Genomic DNA, 22170 nt, shown 5'->3' on the forward strand with positions numbered 1-22170 from the left:
ATATTTTAATCTATGCGTCATAATAGTGCGTATTGCACCAGTATGAGACAAGCTCTTATATCATTTTTAGATTAAATATATTTAATTTATTATATTTTGTCGGTATTAATCATCACTGTATTAAAATAATCGAATTGATAACTAAATTATCATTAAATGCAGTAATTAAATGATATGTTTGATAATTATTTTTGCTGATAATTGAATTATTATTCTAATCTCAAGTTTGTTGTAATCATATAGGCTTAAAATTCAGATCTTAAATCATGACATAATGTAACGTCTGCCATTCTGTATGTAAGTGCATGATATTTAATAATTATGTTTCTATTTCTATTGGTGTGGCTTTTGTGGAAGTGTGATTTAAAACAATGACTTATGTAAAATTAACTATTTTATAACATTTCACGGGTAATGAGATCTAAATCAATCTTATGCAATTGGGTGAGTTTTTTATTTGAAATGTAATATTTCTAGGTTAACTTAAAATAAAGGCAGCACGGGATTGGTTGTCAAAAGAATAAATAAACACGTCAGTTGGTGAAATATTTCATCAGTGTATTAAGTTTGCTTTTTAAATGCCGTTAAGAATGGAGTCTTCAATGAAGAAAGTCGCTTTGATCACTGGATCAAAAGGCGGAATTGGTTCTGCTATTTCCTCTCAATTAGTCAATGACGGTTACCGTGTAATCGCTACTTATTTCACAGGTAACTACGAATGTGCGCTGGAGTGGTTCAACAGCAAAGGGTTTACCAAAGATCAGGTTCGCCTTTTTGAGTTGGATGTAACAAACACGACAGAGTGTGCAGAGAAATTGGCGCAATTGCTTGGGGAGGAGGGAACCATTGATGTTGTTGTCAACAACGCAGGAATCACACGTGATGGCGTGTTTAAAAAGATGACTGCGCAAGCTTGGAATGATGTCATCAATACCAACCTCAATAGTTTATTCAACGTTACGCAACCCCTCTTCGCTGCAATGTGCGAAAAAGGCGGTGGTCGTGTCATCAATATCTCTTCAGTCAATGGTCTTAAAGGGCAGTTTGGTCAAGCAAACTACTCGGCGGCGAAAGCTGGGATGATCGGTTTCTCTAAAGCCTTAGCATACGAAGGTGCTCGCTCGGGTGTGACAGTTAATGTTATCGCTCCGGGTTACACGGGTACGCCAATGGTTGAGCAAATGAAGCCAGAAGTGCTGGAATCCATCACGAACCAAATTCCAATGAAACGTCTTGCGACACCAGAGGAAATTGCAGCATCAGTGAGCTTCTTGGTCAGCGATGCGGGCGCCTACATCACCGGAGAGACTTTGTCGGTGAACGGCGGCTTATACATGCACTAAGGAGAGAAGATGATGGAAAAAGTATTTATCGTAGCGGCGAAGCGTACTCCAATTGGTGCTTTTGGTGGTAGCCTGAAAAATACTTCTGCTGGCGATCTGGCAGCAGTAGCGATTAAGGGCGCGTTGGAAGCGGCAAAGTTGCCTGGCGACAAGGTTGACGAAGTGATTGTTGGCAACGTTGTTGGTGCAGGTCAAGGAATGGGTGTTGGCCGCCAAGCGGCACTGTTTGCGGGGATTCCTGAATCTGTTCCTGCATATGGCGTAAACATGGTTTGCGGTAGTGGCATGAAAACGGTCATGGATGCCGTGTCCCATATCCGTAGTGGCGATGCTGAGATCGTTGTTGCAGCGGGTGTTGAAGTCATGTCTCAGATTCCGTTTGCTGCACCAAGCAGCATTCGTGATGGCAACAAAATGGGCAATCTGGAGCTAAAAGATCTGCTCATAGCGGACGGTTTAACTGATGTTTACAACCAATATCACATGGGTGTGACGGCAGAAAACGTAGCAAAACAAATCGGCTTAACTCGCCAGCAGCAAGACGAATACGCGCTGTCTAGCCAACAGAAAGCGGTAGCCGCTATCGAAGCTGGCAAATTTCAAGACGAAATTGTGCCAGTGGAAGTAAAGCAACGCCGTGAAACCGTGATGTTTGATACGGATGAATACCCAAAAGCGAACGCGACAATGGAAGCCTTAAGCAAGCTACGTCCTGCTTTTGACCGCGAAGGCACTGTGACTGCGGGTAATGCATCAGGCATTAACGATGGCGCGAGTGCGATTATCGTTGCATCTGAAAGCGCAGTTAAAGCGCATGGATTAACGCCGCTTGCTGAGATCGTAAGCTATGCGCAATCGGGTCTTGATCCGAAGATCATGGGCCTAGGTCCTGTTGAGTCGGTCAATAAAGCACTCGAAAAAGCAGAACTCACAGTAAATGATATCGACGTTTACGAGTTAAACGAAGCATTTGCAGCGCAAGCACTTGGCGTGATTCATCAGTTGGCGGAAACAAACCAAGTTCCAGTTAACGCGATTCAAGATAAAGCGAACTTTAACGGTGGTGCTATCGCGCTAGGACACCCGCTTGGTGCATCTGGAAACCGAATCTTAGTCACGCTGGTTCACGAGCTTCATAAGCAAAATGGTCAATATGGCGTTGCTTCACTTTGTGTGGGCGGCGGCATGGGCACGGCTGTGGTTGTAAAGACAGTTAAGTAATTATTTAAACGGACATTTTTAATTCTTTCTCTAGGAGACAAACCATGTACACAGATTTCTTCAAAACATTTAGCGATCAAACTGAAAAAAATCTAGAACCTTACTTGAAGTTCAACAAGCTAGTGACAAAAAACGTAGAAGTGTTGACCGAGCTTCAATTGAACGCCATTCGCACATACAGTGAAGTGGGTCTAAACCAGATGAAAGCAGCGACAGAAATCAAAGACGTAACGTCATTGACTGCTTTCAACAGTCAGCAACTAAGCGTACTTACTAAACTTTCTCAACAAATGATGGATGACAGCAACAAGCTTCAAGCGATTGCAAAAGAGTTCAAAGAAGACGTTGAAAAAATGACTTCGGAAAATCTAAAGACTGTTACTCCAGCGTAATTTGTCCGATTCTCGCCGCCCCTAGATTTGGGCGGCGTTGTTTTTTCCGAATATAGGAGTAAGACTATGTTTCAACACTTCTTTTCGGACTATCTTGTGAAGCTTCAGGAAACCAATCATCAGTGGTGGCATGATTTCGAAGTGAACAAGGCAGTCGTGAACTCTCCTTTAAACAAGGCCATGCAAGAAGTGAACTTTGAGGATACTGCCAAACTGTTCGAACAAGCTGCGAATCAGCCTGCTGCGATTTTAAAGCTGCAAGCACAGTGGTGGGAACAGCAGCTGCAAATTTGGCAGAATGTTGCATTGGCAGGGAACCAAGCACAAATCGTCGAAGCTGAAAAAGGGGATAAGCGTTTCTCAAACGAAGCGTGGCAAAATGAAGCCATGTATAGCTTCATCAAACAATCCTACCTTTTATTTAGTAAGACCTATCTGGACACCATCGAGTCTTTGGAAGGCTTAGATGAAAAGACGAAAGAACGTATTATTTTTTTCTCTCGCCAAGCCATTAACGCCCTTTCTCCTTCCAACTTCATCGCCACTAACCCAGAGCTTTTGAAGCTGACACTTGAGCAAAACGGTCAAAACTTACTGGCAGGCTTAGAGCAGTTGAAAGAAGACGTTGAGTCGAGCGCAGACATTTTAAAAATTCGTATGACGAATAACAATGCATTCCGCGTGGGAGATGACGTTGCGACGACACAGGGCAATGTGGTTTTTCAAAACGAATTGTTTGAGTTGATTCAATATCGACCTCTAACAGAGAAAGTGAATGCGACGCCGCTGCTCATCGTCCCACCTTTCATCAATAAATACTACATCCTTGATTTAACAGCAAAGAACTCAATGGTTCGATGGTTGTTAGAGCAGGGGCATAGTGTATTTATGATGTCTTGGCGCAATCCAGGCAAGGCACAAGCGCACATAGAGTTTGGTGACTACGTGACAGAAGGCGTAGTGAAAGCCGTCGCTGCAATTGAAGATATAACAGGACAAGAGCAAATCAATGCTGCTGGTTATTGTATCGGTGGTACTGTTTTAGCAAGCACGGTTGCCTACTACGCTGCAAAACGTATGAAGAAGCGCATTAAGTCTGCCACTTTCTTCACCACGTTGCTCGACTTCTCTCAACCAGGTGAAGTCGGCGCGTATATCAATGACACCATTGTTAGTGCAATTGAAGCGCAAAATAACGCAAAAGGGTATATGGACGGCCGTTCCTTAAGCGTGACGTTTAGTTTACTGCGTGAAAACAGCTTGTACTGGAACTACTACGTCGACAATTACTTGAAGGGTAACAGTCCGGTTGATTTCGACTTGTTGTACTGGAATAGCGATAGCACCAACGTCAGCGCTGCATCTCACAATTTCTTGCTTCGCGAGCTCTATTTAGAGAACAAGCTGGTGCAAGATAAAGGCGTCAAAATTGGTGGAGTATGGATTGATCTAAATAAGATCAAAATTCCTAGCTATTTTGTGTCAACGAAAGAAGACCATATTGCGTTATGGCAGGGAACTTACCGTGGTGCGCTGAACACGGGTGGTAACAAAACATTTGTCCTCGGTGAGTCTGGTCATATTGCGGGCATCGTGAACCCGCCAGCTAAAAATAAGTATGGTTATTGGTTGAACGATAATTTGGATGACTCTGCTGATGAGTGGTTGAATAAGGCGGAACACAAAGAGGGATCGTGGTGGACACACTGGAACGAGTGGTTACTCCAATTCAACCCTAAAGAGCAAGTTGAGCCTTTCCCTATTGGCTCAGAAAACCATCCGGTTATTGATGAAGCGCCAGGACAATACGTCAAACAGGTTCTGCCAGTAAAAGAATCTTAAACAACTCCCTATAGCAGTAAATCTTAGCGGCCTTTATGGTCGCTTTTTTTATGTATGATTGCTTGTTTATTTATTGTTGGCAGTACCATTGAGCAATAAATAAAAAGCGCCGAGCATTTGCTCGGCGCTCAGTGTCAACAAATAGGCTAGTTGACGAGTAGAGATGCGTTACGTTACACCTCTTTATCCTTACCAAATGACAGCAGCCAGAGAGAGATTGCTGCTACCGCCACAAAGCCGGAAAGAATAATCACTGGCATAGCACTGTAGCCAAGGATATGCCAAATTACAGATTCTAATGTACTCATGGTAAGTCTCCTTAGTGCCAGCCTTCAACGCCGCTCATGTCTGGTAGTTTGTGCGCAATACCTTTGTGACAGTCTACACATGTTTTCTCGCCTGAAGCTAGAGCGGTGGAGTGTTGTTCTGCCGCACGTGATCCTTGCTGAGAGTAATCCATGAAATCAAACTCATGACAGTTACGACATTCAAGAGAGTCATTCTTTTTCATACGTGCCCACTCTCGCTCTGCGAGGTGTCCACGACGCTCTTGGAACTTCTCTGGCGTATCGATCGTCTTCGTTACGAAGTGTGCAAATAGCTCTTTAGATGCCTGTACTTTACGAACGATCTTATCCGTCCATTCATGAGGAACGTGACAGTCTGAACAAATCGCACGAACACCAGATCGGTTGGAGTAGTGAATTGTTTCTTGAATTTCAGCAACGATCGGCGCGTGACAGCCAGAACAGAATTCTTCTGTGTTGGTTGCTTCCATACCTGTGTTGAATGCGCCCCAAAATAGAAGGCCACCAGCGAAGCCTAGAAATAAAACCACACCAGCGGCAGCTTTACTCGGGCTCGACAGTCTCTTCCAAAACGCTTTAAGTATTTTCATAAGTAACCTCTTAGTACTCGCGTTTCAATTACTGAAGCGAATCGACTGCCTTAAACTCGTTTTCCACTAGTGGTTTTGCATCCGTTTGTGGAACGTGACATTGCAAACAGAAGTAACGACGAGGAGACATATCTGCCAGTACCGCATCTTCTCTGTTTACATAGTGCGTTACGCTAATTTTAGTCGCACCTGACTCTTTTGCATTTTTCCAGCTATGGCATGCAAGACACTTGTTAGCATTTAACGAAATTTCGTAGTGACGAATGCTGTGTGGGATCAACGGTGGTTGATAAACATAGCTGTCTTCAACAATTTGATCTTTAGGGAAGTCTTTGAACTCGTCTGCTGGACGCGTATCTTCCAATTGAGACATTCCACGTAAAGATTCTAGACCACCAATACCACCTGGATTATCCAACTCAGCTTGCGCAATGCCTGTCACTAACGCACCTACAGATAAAACTGCGACAAGTAATTTTTTCATCATTTCATCTCCGCCTTTATGGCTTAAATTCTTTATTAGGCCGCCATAATGACGGCCGTAGCATTCAGTATCTGAAGGTTAAGCAATCTTAGTAATTTTGACTGGGCACTTCTTAAAGTCTGTCTGTTTAGACAGTGGATCAGTCGCATCTAGGATAAGCTTGTTAATCAAAATACGTGCATCAAAGAACGGTACGAATACCAAGCCTTTTGGCGGACGGTTACGACCGCGAGTTTCAACACGAACGCGTACTTCACCGCGTTTGTTTGCCATGAGTACTTCTTCACCACGGCGAACATTGCGTGCTTTTGCGTCTTCTGGGTGCATGTAACACACTGCGTCTGGTACTGCTTTGTATAATTCAGGTACACGACGAGTCATGGTGCCTGTGTGCCAATGTTCAAGAACACGACCAGTACATAACCACATATCAAATTCATCGTTCGGTACTTCTGGTGGCGCTTCGTATGGCGCGGAAATGATCTTCGCTTTGCCATCAGCATTGCCGTAGAAGTCCCAACCAGAACCTTCTTTCGCGTATGGGTCTGAACCTTCTTTAAAGCGCCACTGTGTTTCTTTACCATCAACAACAGGCCAACGTAGACCACGTACTTCATGGTAACGGTCGTATGGAGCCAAATCATGCCCGTGACCACGGCCAAATGTTGCGTATTCCTCAAACAGACCTTTTTGGACATAGAAACCGAAGTGGTGAGCATCGTCATTCAGTTCACGAGCTTCTTCGATAGGGAATTTGTCGACGTTACCATTGCGGTAAAGTACGTCGTACATTGTTTTACCACGGTATTGAGGCGCTTTCGCTAGAAGCTCTTCAGGCCACACTTCTTCCATTTTGAAGCGTTTCGAGAACTCCATTAGCTGCCACAGGTCGGATTTTGCTTGACCGACTGTGCCCACTTGTTGGTACCAAGCTTGGGTACGACGCTCTGCGTTACCGTAAGCACCTTCTTTTTCAATCCACATTGCGGTAGGAAGAATAAGGTCTGCTGCTTGTGCTGTTGCTGTCGGGTATGGGTCAGACACAACGATGAAGTTTTCTGGGTTGCGGTAACCTGGAAGACGTTCTGTGTTGATGTTTGGACCGGCTTGCATGTTGTTGTTACATTGAACCCAGTAACAGTTCAGAACGCCGTCATTCAGCATACGGTCTTGCAATACGGCGTGGAAGCCAGGCTTTGGTGGAATCGTACCTTCTGGCAGTTTCCAGATGTCTTCTGCAATCTTACGGTGTTTAGGGTTAGCAACCACCATGTCCGCTGGTAGGCGGTGAGCAAACGTACCAACCTCACGAGCGGTACCACATGCTGATGGTTGGCCCGTTAGTGAGAATGGGCTGTTCCCCGGAGTCGAGATCTTACCGGTTAGTAGGTGGATGTTGTAAACCAAGTTATTCATCCATACACCACGAGTATGCTGGTTCATACCCATCGTCCATAGAGACATCACTTTCGTGTTTGGATCCGCGTATTGCTTCGCAAGCTCGATAAGCTTCTCTTTCTCAACACCAGAGATTTCAGATGCTTTCTCTACTGTGTATGGCGCTACTGATTTCTTGTACTCTTCGAATGAGATAGAAGTGAGTTTGCCAGAGTTCGGGTTCTTCGCTGCTTTTTGTAGCGGATCATCGTCACGTAGACCGTAGCCGATGTCAGTGTCTGCTTGAGTGAAGTTCGTGTGTTTGTTCACGAAGTCCCAGTTTACTGCATCGTTTTCGATGATGTAGTTTGCGATGAAGTTAGCAATTGCAAGGTCAGACTGAGGATTGAAAATGTAGCCGTGGTCTGCCAACTCAAATGAACGATGGTAGTAAGTAGAAAGCACGTTCACTTTAACGTGAGGGTGGCTTAGACGGCGGTCAGTAATGCGAGTCCATAGAACCGGGTGCATTTCTGCCATGTTTGAGCCCCAAAGAACGAAAGCGTCTGCGTTCTCGAAGTCATCGTAACAACCCATTGGCTCATCGATACCGAATGCGCGCATGAAACCTACAACGGCAGAAGCCATACAGTGACGAGCGTTTGGATCAATGTTGTTTGATCGGAAGCCTGCTTTCATTAACTTTGATGCAGCGTAGCCTTCCATTACTGTCCATTGGCCTGAGCCAAACATACCTACGCTTGTTGGGCCTTTTTTCTCGAGGGAAGCTTTCCATTTCTCAGCCATGATGTCGAAAGCGTCATCCCAAGAGATAGGTGTAAATTCACCATCTTTGTGGAATTTGCCATCTTTCATTCGTAGCATCGGTTGAGTTAGACGGTCTTGACCGTACATGATCTTAGAAAGGAAGTAACCTTTGATGCAGTTCAGACCTTTGTTTACTGGTGCTTCTGGGTCACCCTGTGTTGCTACCACTTTGCCGTTTTGAGTGCCAACAAGAACAGAACAGCCTGTACCACAGAAACGACAAGGTGCTTTGTCCCATGTGATTTTGGTTTGATCAGAGCTTGCAATCAGGTTGGCTGCAGATGCTGGTAGTGTCACACCTGCGACAGCAGCAGCTGATGCAGCCGCGTTTGCTTTCACAAACGCACGTCTTGTCATTTTCATACTTCACCCTCGATTTGGGAATGTTGTGTTCCAGTGTCTTCTTCATCCGTTTCTTCAAGCCCAGTTTCGATTTGGTGATAAACCAATACCGTGCTTAAGACGTTCGGTAAATTGTTAATGGCATCGATAGTGTCTGTGATGAAACCTTGGTTCTCAGTTTCAAGTACGACGATAATCTTGCCTTCAGGACTGTCACCATAGATTTCCGCATTTTCGTGTGCTTCTATCTTTTGTTTGATTTCGTCCAAATGTTCCGGCAGCACATGTACTACCAAACTTGAAATATGCACTTCATTTAGTGACATATAGCTCTCTCATTTATTTTTATTGCCTTTGGCCGACGACATTCGGCTTAGGCTGTTATATTGCTCACATTGATGGATGAAGTCGGGCACACTGAAACACAGGCGCCGCAGCCGTTACACTCATCAAGGTCTAAATTGGGTTGTGCTACTTTCCCCAGTTCTAATTTGAACTGAATTGCCATCGGGTCGCACATATCCCCACAGCTTCGGCATTCGACATTTTGTTTTGCTAAGCAGTTATCGTTGATACTTGCTTTTGCTTGCCAAGGTTGTTCTGTATCTGGCAAGAAAAGGGGCTCAGGACAGGCGTTTGCACATTGATAGCAAAATGTGCATTCATCGATGGAAAAATCGACCGAGGGGAATCCGCCATCACTTTTGGTTATAATCTTTGTTTCACAGGCCTCAATGCATTTACCGCAGCGAGTGCAATCGTCCGTAAACTGTTCCGGTTTAGTTAACCAAGGCAAACGTACGGCGTTGTCGGGGTGCGCTTTTCTTGCAAAGAGTCTTCTTCTGGAAAGGTCTACCACTTAGTCACCTCGAAACTTGGAACCCAAACTAAGCATAGTCCACAATTTTCATTAATAAACTGTCATTTAAACTAACGAAATTGTAGTTTTTGACATATTTGTATAAATACCTCTTAGGGGGTAAATGGTATGCAATATTGTTTTGGATCAATAAATTCCGTCGCAGGTGATCACATATTGATAAAGTTGAAAGGTAATGGGTTCATTGCACGTACAAATAGGATTGTTAATGGGCGAGGAACTCAGATTGTTTAAAAATGTGAAAAAGTCAGTGACGCGCACGATTGCGTCCGCGATGCTTCTTATTTTGCTGCTCTCAGTCGCTACGACTGGTTTTGCGATTTTTACGTTAGCGTCCAGTTTGAACGATGCTGAAGCCGTCAATGTTGCTGGCTCGATGCGAATGCAAAGCTACCGTCTGGCGAATGATATTCAGGTTAAATCTGTTGACTATTCTTCACATATTGACGCATTTGAACATTCGATATATTCACCTTCAATGAAAGCGCTTCAGCATTGGTCTGTGCCTGAAGACATCACTCACGATTACTACCGTCTTATTATCAGATGGCATGAACTCAAGGCGGTGCTTAGAGGAGACAACCCGGCAGAATATCAACTCCTAGTGGCCGGTTTTGTTGAACAAATCGATGAGTTTGTATTTAAGCTGCAAAGCTTTTCGGAGCAAAAACTGATTAACTTAGCCTGGATCGGCGGGTTAGGGTTGGGTGGCATCCTTTGTGTCAGTATGTTTGTCGTTCATTTTGTGCGCCTCGAAGTTGTTCGGCCTCTGCGTGCCTTAGTTTTTGCTAGCGAGCAAATTAAAAATCGCTCATTCAATATATCGCTCAATGTATCTAGCGATAATGAAATGGGAATACTGACTCGAACCTTTAACCGGATGGCGACAGACCTTGGTAAGTTGTACCGAGGATTAGAGCAAGCGGTTGATGAGAAAACACGTAAATTGCAGCATGCCAACCAGTCTTTAGAAGTGCTGTATGACTCGTCAAAAGAACTCACGGCGTCGCGTATTAATCAAGACAATTTCCAGGCGATTTTGCAGCATATTGTCAGTCTTGAGGGCATTAAAGCGGTCAAACTTGAAATCGAGCAGCTGGGAGAACCGAGCTGGATATTGATGGAAGGAGAAGAATGCTGCCAAGATTGTGATGAAGATTGCCACGGTAAAGCCCTGATGCTAGATGGCGAGCACTTGGGCTATTTATATTGGAAAGCAGGGTTACCTTGTCCGAACGAGGCTCTTATTGACAACTTCGTGCAGATTTTATCACGCGCCGTGTATTACAATCGGGCGCAGCGCCAAGCAGAACAAATTCTGCTGATGGAAGAGCGAGCCACTATTGCTCGGGAGTTGCATGATTCATTGGCTCAAGCACTCTCTTACTTAAAAATTCAGGTCGCTTTGTTAAAGAGAAGCGTAAAGAACTTACCTGACGAAAAGGCGATCGCGCAGGCTAATCAAGTTATTGCTGAGCTAGATACGGGCTTATCTGCGGCTTATACGCAGTTACGCGAGTTGCTGACGACGTTTCGTCTTACGATTAAAGAGGGCAGTTTTGGCCAAGCATTGCAAGACATGGTTGAAACGCTCAGTGAACAAACTGCTGCGGACATTACGCTAAAAAATAGACTTTCATCAACTGAACTGGATGCACATCAGCAGGTTCATTTACTACAGTTGATAAGAGAAGCGGCAATTAATGCTATCAAACATGCGCAAGCAGATAATATTCACATTCAATGTCTCGATAATGATGGAAAAGTCACAGTAACCGTTAGCGACGATGGAATAGGCTTTGAACATCAAGACGAAAAATTAAATCATTACGGTATGAGTATCATGCAAGAGCGGGCCGCTAGACTGCATGCCGATCTTCACATCGAAGCATCGATAAACAAAGGTTGTACCGTAAAATTAGAATTCCAACATAGTAAGGAAGTAAACAGTGACAGTGTGTAAAGTAATGCTGGTGGATGATCATCCACTCATGCGAAGAGGTATCCACCAGCTTTTAAGCTTTGAGCCTGAGTTTGAGGTTATTGCAGAAGCAAGTAATGGCGCGGATGCAGTAGCGAAAGCGCATGAGCTGGAACTGGATCTTGTACTTCTTGATCTTAATATGAAAGGCATGTCTGGCCTTGATACTTTGCAAGCACTGCGTGCAGATGGCTGTGAAGCCAGAATTGTCATTCTAACCGTTTCAGATAGCCCAGCAGATATCGAAGCAATAGTTCGAAGTGGTGCCGATGGCTATTTATTGAAAGACACTGAGCCCGATGAGTTGGTTGAGTTGCTAAAACAAGCGCACCAAGGGGACAAGGCATACAGCCAAGAAGTTTCTAAGTATTTGAGTGAACGTTCAGAGCAAGAGGACGTGTTTGGTACACTGACCGATCGTGAATCGCAGATCTTAAGAGAGGTGGCAAGAGGTTTCCGCAACAAGCAAATTGCCGATCGTCTTTTTATCTCTGAGTCTACGGTTAAAGTACATATGAAGAGTTTACTTAAAAAGCTTCAAGTTCCTTCTCGTACTGCAGCAACCGTCCTTTATCTTGAGCGCTTTGGCGACATCAAATAACATTGTTGGATTTGAATCTGTAATAATAAATAAAATCAAACAGTTATATTGATTCTGACGAATAAAAAAACCGCCTGTTAGGCGGTTTTTTTACTTGTCTGGGCGAATAGAGTACAAGTCACTGTTGTGCTTACCACACTCCAAATAGTACTGATAAGCCACTTTTTTGCTTTCAGCAATGACTCTCATGCAGTGCATTTTCCCCTGTTCAAAATATCGAATCTCATATTCTACACTGGTATCAAGTTGCTCAGCGGCTGCCATACTTCGCCTCCATAAACCATCCAAAAAACATCCATGCAAATTATATGCCGTTATAGGGAGCGTCGTTCGGTACGTTTTTTAGCCGATAATTGCGCTCTAACTCACTTTTTTGCGGATAGCTGTGATCAAAAAGTTAATTTCAAACTCTATATATTATTAAGGTGGCAATCAATATTTGTCACACTGGTGTAAGTTTGCCGCAATACTAAGTGATACAGGTTGAGTATAGAACTTAATCAACAGAAAAGGGAATACGAATAAGTGACTAAATTAAAGGATGTATCTAATAAGGCGCTTCGTTATGGCCTTCTATTTTGCTTCGTATTTCTGCTTGCCGGTTGTGCGAAAAAGTTTTTATACAGCAATATCGATTGGTTCGTGCTCGATTACTTAGAGGACTATGTCTCGTTGCAAGGGGAACAAGAAGTCCTAGTGGAAGAGCGCTTATTATTGTTGGCAGACTGGCACAAGAAAGAGGAGTTACCATTATATATCGAACATTTAAAAGACCTTGAGAGATTAAAAGCGAGCGATATCACCTTAAATTACTTGCAACAAAATCGAGATAGAATGCGAGCGCATTACGATAGAGTGGTCAGCAAAGCAGCACCAGATCTTTTTGCGTTAAGTTTGCAATTAACGAAAGATCAAGAACGCGAGTTTTTGAGTAATGTACAAGAACATTATCAAGAGCGAAACGCAAAATATGCCGATAAGACAGAAGACGAAGTGCGTGAAATTATTCTGGATAACACTGAAGAGTGGATGGAAGAATGGCTAGGGAATCTATCAGGAAATCAGCGTCAATTAGCTCAAACATTTTCTCAGCAAGTTATTTTAAACAGCCCTTTATGGAGAGATTATCGAGCCACGGTATATCAAGAGCTCGAATACTTGTTCGACAACAAATCTAATGTTGTGACTTATCAAGATATATTTATGCGACTCTTGTTCGAACCAGAGAGTTATTATAGTGAGCAGCTTTCTCTGAATATTGACTCTAACTTTGCATTGGTTGATCAACTGACATTAGATGTTTCTCGTTCGATGACCGATAAGCAATGGCGTCATTTTCGTGAAAAGGTTAAAGAGTGGCGAGTACTGGCTGAGGAACTTTTAGATTAAATTCATGCTTCAATGAGCGAAAGCAAAGCGCAAAAGCCTTTCTTATCAAAAAATGATTCAAAGCAAATTCTTATTGAGCTATGAGCGTAACATAGCGTGAGGTTTGATGAGGCAACGTCAGATTATCAATGCGTGATAAGGCCTCATCGTACAAAACAATGAGAATAAATATGAAACATTTAGTTGAAAGATTTCTTCGATACGTCACGTTTGATACCCAATCCAATCCACATGTGACGCTTTGCCCAAGTTCACCTGGCCAGCTTGTGTTTGCTGAGTTACTTAAAAAAGAGATGCTCGAACTTGGCTTAAGTGACGTGACTTTGGATAAAAATGGCTACTTGATGGCTAAACTGCCAGCCAATGTTGATTATGCGGTTCCTCCTATCGGCTTCATTGCCCATATGGATACCGCGCCGGATGCATCTGGCAAAAACGTAAAGCCGCAATTCATCGAAGATTACCAGGGTGGCGATATTGCATTAGGGTTGGGGGATGAAGTGTTATCTCCCGTGCAATACCCAGATTTACATCACCTACATGGCCACAATCTTATTACTACCGATGGCACTACATTACTTGGCGCGGATAACAAAGCCGGTATCGCAGAGATTCTTTCCGCGGTAGCTCTGCTACTGGAAAACCCAGACATTCCACACGGCGACATTTGTATCGGCTTTACTCCGGATGAAGAAATCGGTCGTGGTGCAGATTTGTTTGATGTTAAAAAATTTGGCGCGAAATGGGCATACACTATAGATGGTGGCCCGCAAGGTGAATTGGAATACGAAAACTTTAATGCAGCAAACGCTGATGTAATTTTTCATGGAGTTAGCGTTCATCCAGGTACCGCAAAAGGCAAAATGGTCAATGCGATGAACTTGGCTGCGAAATTTCAAGTTCAAATGCCCCAAGATCAAACTCCGGAAACAACCGAAGGTTACGAAGGGTTCTTCCATTTAAAATCGGCAGAAATGGGCGTTGCACGAAGCGAGCTAGGTTACATTATTAGAGACTTTGACCGTCAAAGACTTGAGGATCGAAAAGCCTTTATGCAGAAACTCGTCGATGAAATGAACACGGGTTTACGCCATGGTTCTGTAGAGCTAAAAATAAAAGACAGCTATTACAATATGAGAGAAATGGTTGAGCCTTACCCTCATATCATTGAGCTGGCAAAGCAAGCGATGGAAGCGTGTGATGTGGAACCGATTATAAAACCTATTCGTGGTGGTACAGATGGTGCTCGTTTATCTTTTATGGGTTTGCCGTGCCCGAATATCTTCACCGGTGGTTTTAACTTCCACGGAATTCATGAGTTTATTTCTGTTGAAATGATGGAAAAATCAGTACTCGTTATTGTCAAAATTGCTGAGCTCACAGCGAAAAAACACAGTTAAAAGACTACGTCGAGACCTCTTGCAGATTTAATAACAAAATAGCCCAGATCTCTCTGGGCTATTTAAATATTAAGATGGAATACTAGCGCACGTCTTTGTCTTCAATTTCAATGTCTTCTAGCGGTAACCAGTCGACTTTCACACCCGCTTGGTCGAACATATCTTGACTGACTTGGATTTTATCTCCCCATCGAGATAAAAAGTCTTCAGACTGCTCAGGGCAGTGTACGTGTGAGATCCCTGTTTGAATGATCTTTGCCGCGCAGTTAGGGCAAGGAAAATGCGTTACCCAAATATCACATCCGTCTAAGTCACGTTTTGAGAACAAAATTGCGTTCTCTTCCGCGTGCAGTGTTTTAAGGTATTTCAACTCGCGCTCATCGGTGTCGACACTGTCAGAAACACCATGCGGATAGCCATTAAATCCAACAGATACAATGCGATTCTGTTTAGTAATAACGGCACCGACTTGTGTTGATGGGTCCTTACTCCAAGACGCCACTAGTTCTGCCATCTGGTAAAAGCGTTTCGCCCATTTAGAAATCATAGTCATCCTCTCTGTCGAAGGCGTTGAATTAATTGAATGATAACCCATTTATATTAAAAAAATAGTCAAAATCGGGGTCTTGAGTATGAAGGCGTCACTTTTTACCTTTTTAGCCACAAAACGTTCTTATCTTGAGCACTGAATCTCACTTTACGCCCGAATACAATACTCCCGTTAGTGTTTCCAAGCACACGCTAAAATTCGCGATCTCCTAAGGCGTATATTAAATAGTTATGATTGAGTTGTATGTATATTGCTCATTGAATACCACTGTTAACTAAATTACTTTATTTTCCTTTTGTTTCTCATGTTTACATTTAGAAACACCTTGGGCGCTTTTCAGTGAAGTTTTCAGTGGCAGCAAGGAGTAAGGTTGATAGGAATTCAACAATATCCTGTTCTATAAAGACGGTAAATACATGCAAAAGAAACCACTTGTCGCACTAATGGCGGCTACAGCAATCCTCGCTGGATGCGGGGAAGCTAATAATGCCCAAACGAAAGGTCAAGCGCCTCTCGTAGTGACTCAGGATGTCACGGTTATCGACTACCAACCGAGCAAGTCTTATATCGGTCGCATTGAAGCAGTAGAAGATACCAATATTACCGCGCAGATTTCTGGCTACTTAAAAGCTCGTCACTTTGAAGAGGGGCAAATGGTAGAAAAAGGGCAGCTCCTTTACTCTATCGAGCCATCTTCTTTTGAAGCCCAAGTCGCGAGTGCTAAAGCCGCACTTGCACAAGCTAAAGCGGCGCTAAAAAAAGCCGAATTAGATCATACTCGAGGTAAAAACTTGTTGCCTCGCGGTAGTATCTCTCAATCTGAGTTTGATGCTTTAACAGCTGCACTTCTTGGTGCGAGAGCAGAGCTAGAAGCGGCAAATGCTCAACTTAAACTTGCTGAAGTTAACCTTTCCTATACTCAAATCCGAGCACCTTTTAGCGGACGTATTAGTGATACCAAAGTGAGTACGGGTGATCTGGTTTCTCCGTCATCTGGCGTGCTGACAACTCTGGTGAGTTTAGATCCAGTTCATACCTCATTTAGTGTGAGTGAGCGTGAGCGTTTAGCTATGGGTATGGATCAAGTAAAAGGTGATGGCTCGGCTGAATCAAACCGCGTTGAAGTTCAGCTTGAACTGGAAAATGGACAGTTTTTTGAGCATCTCGGTAAGCTTGATTTCTTAGGTAATCGTATTGACACCAAAACGGGTACGATTGCTATGCGCGCGCTCGTTCCAAACCCAGATCAGAAGTTACTTCCGGGTCAGCACATCAAAGTGAACTTGAGAGATAAGAATACGAAGGACGTTATTGTTATTCCACGACGTGCCGTTCAAACTGACTTAGAAGGTGACTTTGTGATGGTGATGGCTGAGGGAAATGTCGCAGAGCGTCGTAACGTCGAGCTTGGCCCTCAGGTTGAACAAGGTATTATCATTCGAGAAGGGCTCGATCAGGAAGATACAGTTATTACACAAGGCCTACAACGTGTGCGTAATGGTGTAGAAGTGCGCCTTCAAGCACCTGCTGAAGATAAGCAGTAGGGAGCACTATGTTAAGTCGTTTCTTTATTCAGAGACCTAAATTCGCGCTGGTTATTTCGATCATATTAACGCTAGCCGGCGCGATCTCACTGGCGATTTTGCCAGTGGCGGAGTACCCACAGATAAGTCCGCCATCAGTCAGCGTTTCGGCTTACTACACTGGCGCGAGTGCAGAAGTTGTCGAGCAGGCCATTGCGGACCCCATAGAGACCTCAGTCAACGGCGTTGAGGATATGATATACATGTCTTCAAAGAGCGCGAACGATGGCTCTTACAGCCTAAACGTCACGTTCGATGTCGGCACCGATCCAGATATGGCGCAAGTTAACGTGCAAAACCGCGTGTCACAGATTGAGTCAAAACTGCCTCAAGAAGTTCGCATGGTTGGTGTGACGGTGAAAAAGCGTTCACCTGACTTGCTGATGGTGCTTAACTTCTATTCACCTGATGGCAAATACGATGATCAGTTCTTGATTAACTACATTAACTTGAATGTAAAAGATCAGTTGGCTCGTGCGAAAGGTATCAGTGAAGTTAACGTGATTGGTGGTGGCGAATACGCAATGCGTGTTTGGTTAGATCCTGAAAAAATGGCCAACCTTAAGCTAACCACGTCAGACGTATACGCTGCTTTGGCTGAACAGAACGTCCAAGTTGCGGCAGGGCGTGTAGGTGCAGCACCATACAACAATCCGCAAGAAGTTCAGTTTAACCTTGTGACCAAAGGTCGCTTGGAAAGCGTGAGTGAGTTTGAGAACGTAGTCCTTCGAGCTAATCCCAATGGCTCTACGGTTTATCTGAAAGATGTTGCTCGCGTTGAACTAGGCAAAAAGTTCTACGATGGTAACGGTAAGTTCCGTGGCCAGGACGCGTCAATCGTTGCGTTGTCTCTTCAATCGGATGCGAATGCGTTAGAAAGTGGTCAGGCCGTCATGGAGCTCCTTGAAGGCTTGAGCAAAAACTTCCCAGAGGGAATGGAATACGAGACCAGCTACGATACAACCGTGTTCGTATCTGAATCGATCAAAGGGGTAGTAAAAACACTGATTGAAGCGATTCTATTGGTGATTGCTGTAACTTACTTGTTCTTGGGTAGTGCGCGTGCAACGTTGATTCCTGTTGTCGCGATCCCCGTTTCTCTGATTGGTACGTTTGCCATCATGCAGGCAACGGGCTTCACCATTAATACGGTTACTTTGTTTGGCTTGATCCTTGCGATTGGTATCGTGGTGGACGATGCGATTCTGGTTATCGAAAACGTCGATACTACCATGGCGAAAGACCCAACCATTTCACCGCGTAAAGCGACGTTGCTAGCGATGAAAGAAGTCACGGGACCAATCATCACGTCGACCTTGGTTCTACTTGCGGTATTCATACCCGTCGCCATGCTGCCAGGTATCACCGGTATCATGTATCGCCAGTTCGCTTTGACCATCTGTATTTCGGTTGTGATTTCATCCATCAATGCATTGACGCTGTCCCCAGCACTTTGTTCTCTGGTATTGAAGCAGGGTGGGGGCAATACCGCTAACTGGTTCCAGGCTTTCAACCGAGGCTTAGAGCGCATCACTACGCGTTATGGCCAGATCGCTGGTTTCTTGGTGAAGAAGTCTTTACTGCTCGTGACGTTCTTTATAGTTGCTATCGCAGCGGTCACTTTCTTTGCGAAAACCACCTCTACAGCGTTTGTTCCTCAAGAAGATAAAGGCATTTTGCTGGTTAACGTACAGCTACCAGATTCAGCCTCTTTATCACGTACTGAAGAAGTCACCAATGATTTAATGAAAATGATCGGTGAAGAACCTGGTGTGGATGGTGTGACGGTTGCGAACGGTTACTCGTTTATGACAGGCGCAGCAGCATCAAACGGTGCTTCTGTATTTATCAAATTGCATGACTGGGATACTCGTAACTCGCTGCAAGGAGAGCACTCTGCTAATGCTATCGCGGCACGTATTAACGGTCGAGCGGCGACAGAGTTACCTCAAGCGGTTGTTTTTGCGATGGGACCACCAGCGGTTCCTGGTATGGGCGCTGCGTCTGGTTTTGAGTTTGTGCTTGAAGACACGCTAGGGCGAAGTCGTACCGACTTGTCGATGGTCATGGGAGAAATGATCCAAGCGGCTAACCAAGCGCCTGAAATTGCCTACACGTTTAGCACGTTCCGCGCGAATGTTCCGCACTACTACGTTGATATCGATCGTGAGAAAGCGCAGCAATTAGGTATTTCGCTGTCGTCTATTTTCCAAACCTTGCAAGGCAACTTAGGTTCGCTTTATGTGAATGACTTCACCATGTTTGGTAAGAACTTCCGCGTAACCATGCAAGCTGATAGTCAGCATCGTAGCAGCATGGAAGATCTAGAGCGTTTCCATGTTCGTTCTTCGAACGGTGATATGGTTCCGTTAAGTACGCTAGTGAGCTACGAGCAAGTGTTTGAGCCTGATGTGGCGTGGCGTTACAACATGTACCGCAGTGCTATCATTCAAGGCCAACCAGCTCCGGGTTACTCTAGTGGTGATGCGATTGCCGCAATGGAACGCGTTGCTGCGGAAGTTCTTCCGCAAGGGTACACGTATGAATGGACAGGTATGGCTTATCAGGAAGTGCTTGCGGGTAACCAAGCCATTTATGCGTTTGCGCTGGCTTTGATCTTCATTTACTTGTTTATGGTGGCTCAGTATGAGAGTTGGAGTATTCCACTGGCTATTATTTTGGTGGTCCCAGTAGCAACGTTAGGTTCCTTCCTTGCGTTGAATCTAACTGGCACGCCGCTTAACTTGTATGCCCAAATTGGTCTTGTCTTGCTCATAGCCTTGGCGGCGAAAAACGCAATTTTGATTGTGGAGTTCGCCAAGCAAGAGCGTGAAGAAAAAGATGCTGATATCGATAGTGCAGCGGTTAAAGGAGGCACGTTACGTTTCCGCGCTGTGAATATGACCTCTTGGTCATTTATCCTGGGTATCTTCCCGCTTATCTTTGCCGCTGGCGCGGGGCACGTGAGTCAAAACTCACTCGGCGTGTCGCTGATTGGTGGTCTATTGTGTGTGCTTCTAGCAGGTACATTCTTGATCCCAGGCTTCTACGCTCTGGTGCAAAGACAGCGTGAGAAAGTTCATGGCGGCAACACCAAGCTGGTTCCTCTTGATGATGAGTAATCACATCCGAAGTGCGCAGTAAGCACGAAGTGACAATTGAAAAAAAGCCCGAAGCAATGATTGCCTCGGGCTTTCTATTTTGAAAAGGGTTATTTTAGCGCAGTTTTGAATTGTGCAACGGCTTCATCCATATCATGAGCTTGAGCAGAGACAGAGTTCACTTCATGCAAGCATTCCTGAGCGGATTGCATGTTATTCTCAGATATTGCGTTTAGCTCGGTGATTGAACCGCTAACTTGGTTCATCACGATACCTTGTTCTTCAATTGCTGAAGCTATGCGCTCCGAATTACCTTGAATTGAATGCATGTCAGTAATGATCTGTTGCAGGCTAGAATCCAGTTTTTCAGAAGCATTAAGTGTTTGTTGCCCTTGATCGTTACATTGATCAATATCAGCAACAACTGTAGACATTTGAGTTTGAATGTCTGCAACGACCCGCGTGATTTCCTCTGTGGATTGATGAGTTCGGCTAGCTAGGGCGCGTACTTCATCGGCGACAACTGCAAACCCGCGGCCTTGTTCGCCTGCTCGCGCGGCTTCAATTGCTGCGTTGAGAGCTAGTAGGTTGGTTTGCTCTGCAATCTCTTGGATGATGTTCACGGCACCACCAATTTTATCTACATGCTGATTCAGCGAGCCAATCGACTGCTGGCTGTTTGATAAAATCGTGGTTAGTTGACCGATGTTGGTTACCGTCGCCTCAACAACTCCTCGACCTTGTTCGGCATTATTCGCTGCCTGATGTACGCCTTCTACCGCAACTGATGTGCTTTCAGAGATTTCACCTATTGTGGCAACCATTTGCTGAACTGCCGTCGCCATTGATGCAGTGTGGTCAGTTTGAGTGTGGAATTGCTCCATAACGCCTTCTAACTCACGATGCATATTATCGGTACTTGCAGTGAGTTGCGCCGATTTTTCTTGGGTACTACTAATTAGATGCTCAAGCTTATCCAATAGGTCATTGAGGTGATGACTGATATCAAATAGCTCGTCTTGACCTTTCAAATCAGATCGAAGTCCCATGTTGTTCGTTTCGCTGATACTTCGAATGGTGCCAAGTAAGCTATTCACTCGCGTATTGATTGAACGTGAAATTTGCCAAATCAATGCGAAAATAACGACTAAGATCAGAGCTGTAATGACCTGCTTGATGGTCGACATTTGTTCATCACGTTGTGCGGCAGCAGAGCTAAGGGCTGTGGAAAAGGTTTCAAATTGCTCTTCTACGGCATGGGATAATGCGCGAGTTTCACCGAGTAGGCCTTTGTCATAAGCAACCCCAACAACTTGCTTTTGGGCCGCCAATTGCTTACCTGTTTTGATAAGCTCCGGAGCATATTGCCCCTCAAGCAAGTCACTATTGAATAGTCCTGCTTTTACCACAGAGTCAAAACGGACTAATGCCAATAACTGCTGGTGGTCTGAACGTTGTTTAGCTTCTAATAGTGCTTGTTCGTAACCGGCGAGAAGCCCACTCTTTGAATCAAGCCCGTATCGTTGGTAAGCGCTGACCAGATTCTGAAAGCCCCTTTGGTATGCGAGCAAGTCTTGCTTAAATTGTTGACTGGAAGGTAATTCATTACTCTTGAGTATGTTCGCAAGCTCTTTTTCTGTGTCTATAAACTTGTCAACATTGGCGTCAAACTTATTTAGATATTTGTCATTACTACGCAGTAGGAAATCTTTTTCATTTCTGCGTAAGTTGAGTAAGCGTATTTCTAGATCACCAACGAGTTTGATGGCGTGATTAAGATCATTGCTCTTATTTTCAAAATGGGATGACGTACCCAAAAGGGCCACGATGCCTAAAATGGCGATAACTCCGAGGAAGTAGAGTTTTTGCCTAATAGTCATATTGTTGTTTCCTGAATAAGTAACTAAAAAGAGAAATCCAATGAGATTTCCAAGGGCTAGCAAACGTTGTTCAACTAA

At 44.3% G+C, this 22170-nt stretch carries 19 protein-coding genes; 10 read left to right on the forward strand and 9 right to left on the reverse strand.

Going from position 1 to position 22170, the window contains the following annotated elements; all coding sequences use genetic code 11:
- Positions 1–602: 602 nt before the first annotated feature.
- The 4 genes from R7O13_RS01650 (at position 603) to phaC (ending at position 4798) form a co-directional block, all read left to right on the forward strand.
- Positions 603–1343: an SDR family oxidoreductase gene (locus R7O13_RS01650; RefSeq protein WP_005373555.1), complete on the forward strand. Its 741-nt coding sequence runs from the start codon at positions 603–605 to the stop codon at positions 1341–1343.
- A 12-nt stretch (positions 1344–1355) separates the two neighbouring features.
- Positions 1356–2564, forward strand: a complete 1209-nt coding sequence (locus R7O13_RS01655) for an acetyl-CoA C-acetyltransferase (RefSeq protein WP_053349411.1) — start codon at positions 1356–1358, stop codon at positions 2562–2564.
- A 44-nt stretch (positions 2565–2608) separates the two neighbouring features.
- A complete protein-coding gene (locus R7O13_RS01660) occupies positions 2609–2956 on the forward strand; it encodes a phasin family protein (protein ID WP_005373550.1) in 348 nt (115 codons plus the stop codon).
- Between the two features lie 66 nt (positions 2957–3022).
- Complete coding sequence (gene phaC / locus R7O13_RS01665; protein WP_239932371.1) at positions 3023–4798, forward strand: class I poly(R)-hydroxyalkanoic acid synthase; 1776 nt, start codon at positions 3023–3025, stop codon at positions 4796–4798.
- Positions 4799–4971: 173 nt separating this feature from the next.
- Here phaC and R7O13_RS01670 read toward each other — a convergent pair whose 3' ends face one another.
- The 6 genes from R7O13_RS01670 to napF form a co-directional block, all read right to left on the reverse strand.
- Entirely contained in the window at positions 4972–5106 is a 135-nt protein-coding gene (locus R7O13_RS01670; RefSeq protein WP_005373546.1) for a TIGR02808 family protein, read from the reverse strand.
- A gap of 11 nt (positions 5107–5117) precedes the next feature.
- Entirely contained in the window at positions 5118–5696 is a 579-nt protein-coding gene (locus R7O13_RS01675) for a NapC/NirT family cytochrome c (RefSeq protein ID WP_005373542.1), read from the reverse strand.
- A gap of 28 nt (positions 5697–5724) precedes the next feature.
- Positions 5725–6180: a nitrate reductase cytochrome c-type subunit gene (locus R7O13_RS01680; protein ID WP_005389061.1), complete on the reverse strand. Its 456-nt coding sequence runs from the start codon at positions 6178–6180 to the stop codon at positions 5725–5727.
- A 78-nt stretch (positions 6181–6258) separates the two neighbouring features.
- On the reverse strand, positions 6259–8748 hold the full coding sequence (gene napA / locus R7O13_RS01685; protein WP_005373537.1) for a periplasmic nitrate reductase subunit alpha: 2490 nt from the start codon (positions 8746–8748) through the stop codon (positions 6259–6261).
- Complete coding sequence (locus R7O13_RS01690; RefSeq protein WP_005373535.1) at positions 8745–9053, reverse strand: chaperone NapD; 309 nt, start codon at positions 9051–9053, stop codon at positions 8745–8747. The genes napA and R7O13_RS01690 overlap by 4 nt, the downstream gene beginning before the upstream one ends.
- Positions 9054–9100: 47 nt before the next feature.
- The gene (napF, locus tag R7O13_RS01695) at positions 9101–9586 is read right to left on the reverse strand and encodes a ferredoxin-type protein NapF (protein ID WP_104976222.1); all 486 of its coding nucleotides are present in this window, start codon (positions 9584–9586) and stop codon (positions 9101–9103) included.
- A gap of 247 nt (positions 9587–9833) precedes the next feature.
- Here napF and narQ point away from each other — a divergent pair, with 247 nt between their 5' ends.
- Positions 9834–11570, forward strand: a complete 1737-nt coding sequence (gene narQ / locus R7O13_RS01700; protein WP_025767926.1) for a nitrate/nitrite two-component system sensor histidine kinase NarQ — start codon at positions 9834–9836, stop codon at positions 11568–11570.
- Between the two features lie 4 nt (positions 11571–11574).
- On the forward strand, positions 11575–12189 hold the full coding sequence (locus R7O13_RS01705; protein WP_262628489.1) for a response regulator: 615 nt from the start codon (positions 11575–11577) through the stop codon (positions 12187–12189).
- A 90-nt stretch (positions 12190–12279) separates the two neighbouring features.
- On the opposite strand, the gene R7O13_RS01710 is transcribed toward R7O13_RS01705, so the two are convergent.
- On the reverse strand, positions 12280–12453 hold the full coding sequence (locus R7O13_RS01710) for a hypothetical protein (protein ID WP_005373524.1): 174 nt from the start codon (positions 12451–12453) through the stop codon (positions 12280–12282).
- 261 nt (positions 12454–12714) lie between these two features.
- On the opposite strand from R7O13_RS01710, the gene R7O13_RS01715 reads away from it, so the two are divergent.
- Both R7O13_RS01715 and pepT read left to right on the forward strand, forming a co-directional pair.
- Positions 12715–13578 carry a DUF6279 family lipoprotein gene (locus R7O13_RS01715; protein WP_262592093.1) on the forward strand — a complete coding sequence of 288 codons (864 nt, stop codon included), beginning with the start codon at positions 12715–12717 and terminating at the stop codon, positions 13576–13578.
- A 170-nt stretch (positions 13579–13748) separates the two neighbouring features.
- A complete protein-coding gene (gene pepT, locus R7O13_RS01720; protein ID WP_017819893.1) occupies positions 13749–14978 on the forward strand; it encodes a peptidase T in 1230 nt (409 codons plus the stop codon).
- Positions 14979–15060: 82 nt separating this feature from the next.
- Here pepT and R7O13_RS01725 read toward each other — a convergent pair whose 3' ends face one another.
- Positions 15061–15525, reverse strand: coding sequence for a dCMP deaminase family protein (locus R7O13_RS01725; protein ID WP_005373515.1), 465 nt, complete (start codon positions 15523–15525; stop codon positions 15061–15063).
- Between the two features lie 419 nt (positions 15526–15944).
- On the opposite strand from R7O13_RS01725, the gene vmeY reads away from it, so the two are divergent.
- Complete coding sequence (gene vmeY, locus R7O13_RS01730; RefSeq protein WP_054574704.1) at positions 15945–17072, forward strand: multidrug efflux RND transporter periplasmic adaptor subunit VmeY; 1128 nt, start codon at positions 15945–15947, stop codon at positions 17070–17072.
- An 8-nt stretch (positions 17073–17080) separates the two neighbouring features.
- Positions 17081–20233 carry a multidrug efflux RND transporter permease subunit VmeZ gene (gene vmeZ, locus R7O13_RS01735; RefSeq protein ID WP_017635194.1) on the forward strand — a complete coding sequence of 1051 codons (3153 nt, stop codon included), beginning with the start codon at positions 17081–17083 and terminating at the stop codon, positions 20231–20233.
- A gap of 89 nt (positions 20234–20322) precedes the next feature.
- Here the strand turns inward: vmeZ and R7O13_RS01740 are convergent, their stop codons facing one another.
- Positions 20323–22092, reverse strand: coding sequence for a methyl-accepting chemotaxis protein (locus R7O13_RS01740; protein WP_262628466.1), 1770 nt, complete (start codon positions 22090–22092; stop codon positions 20323–20325).
- Positions 22093–22170 lie beyond the last annotated feature (78 nt).

Source organism: Vibrio sp. Y176, from assembly GCF_033438945.1.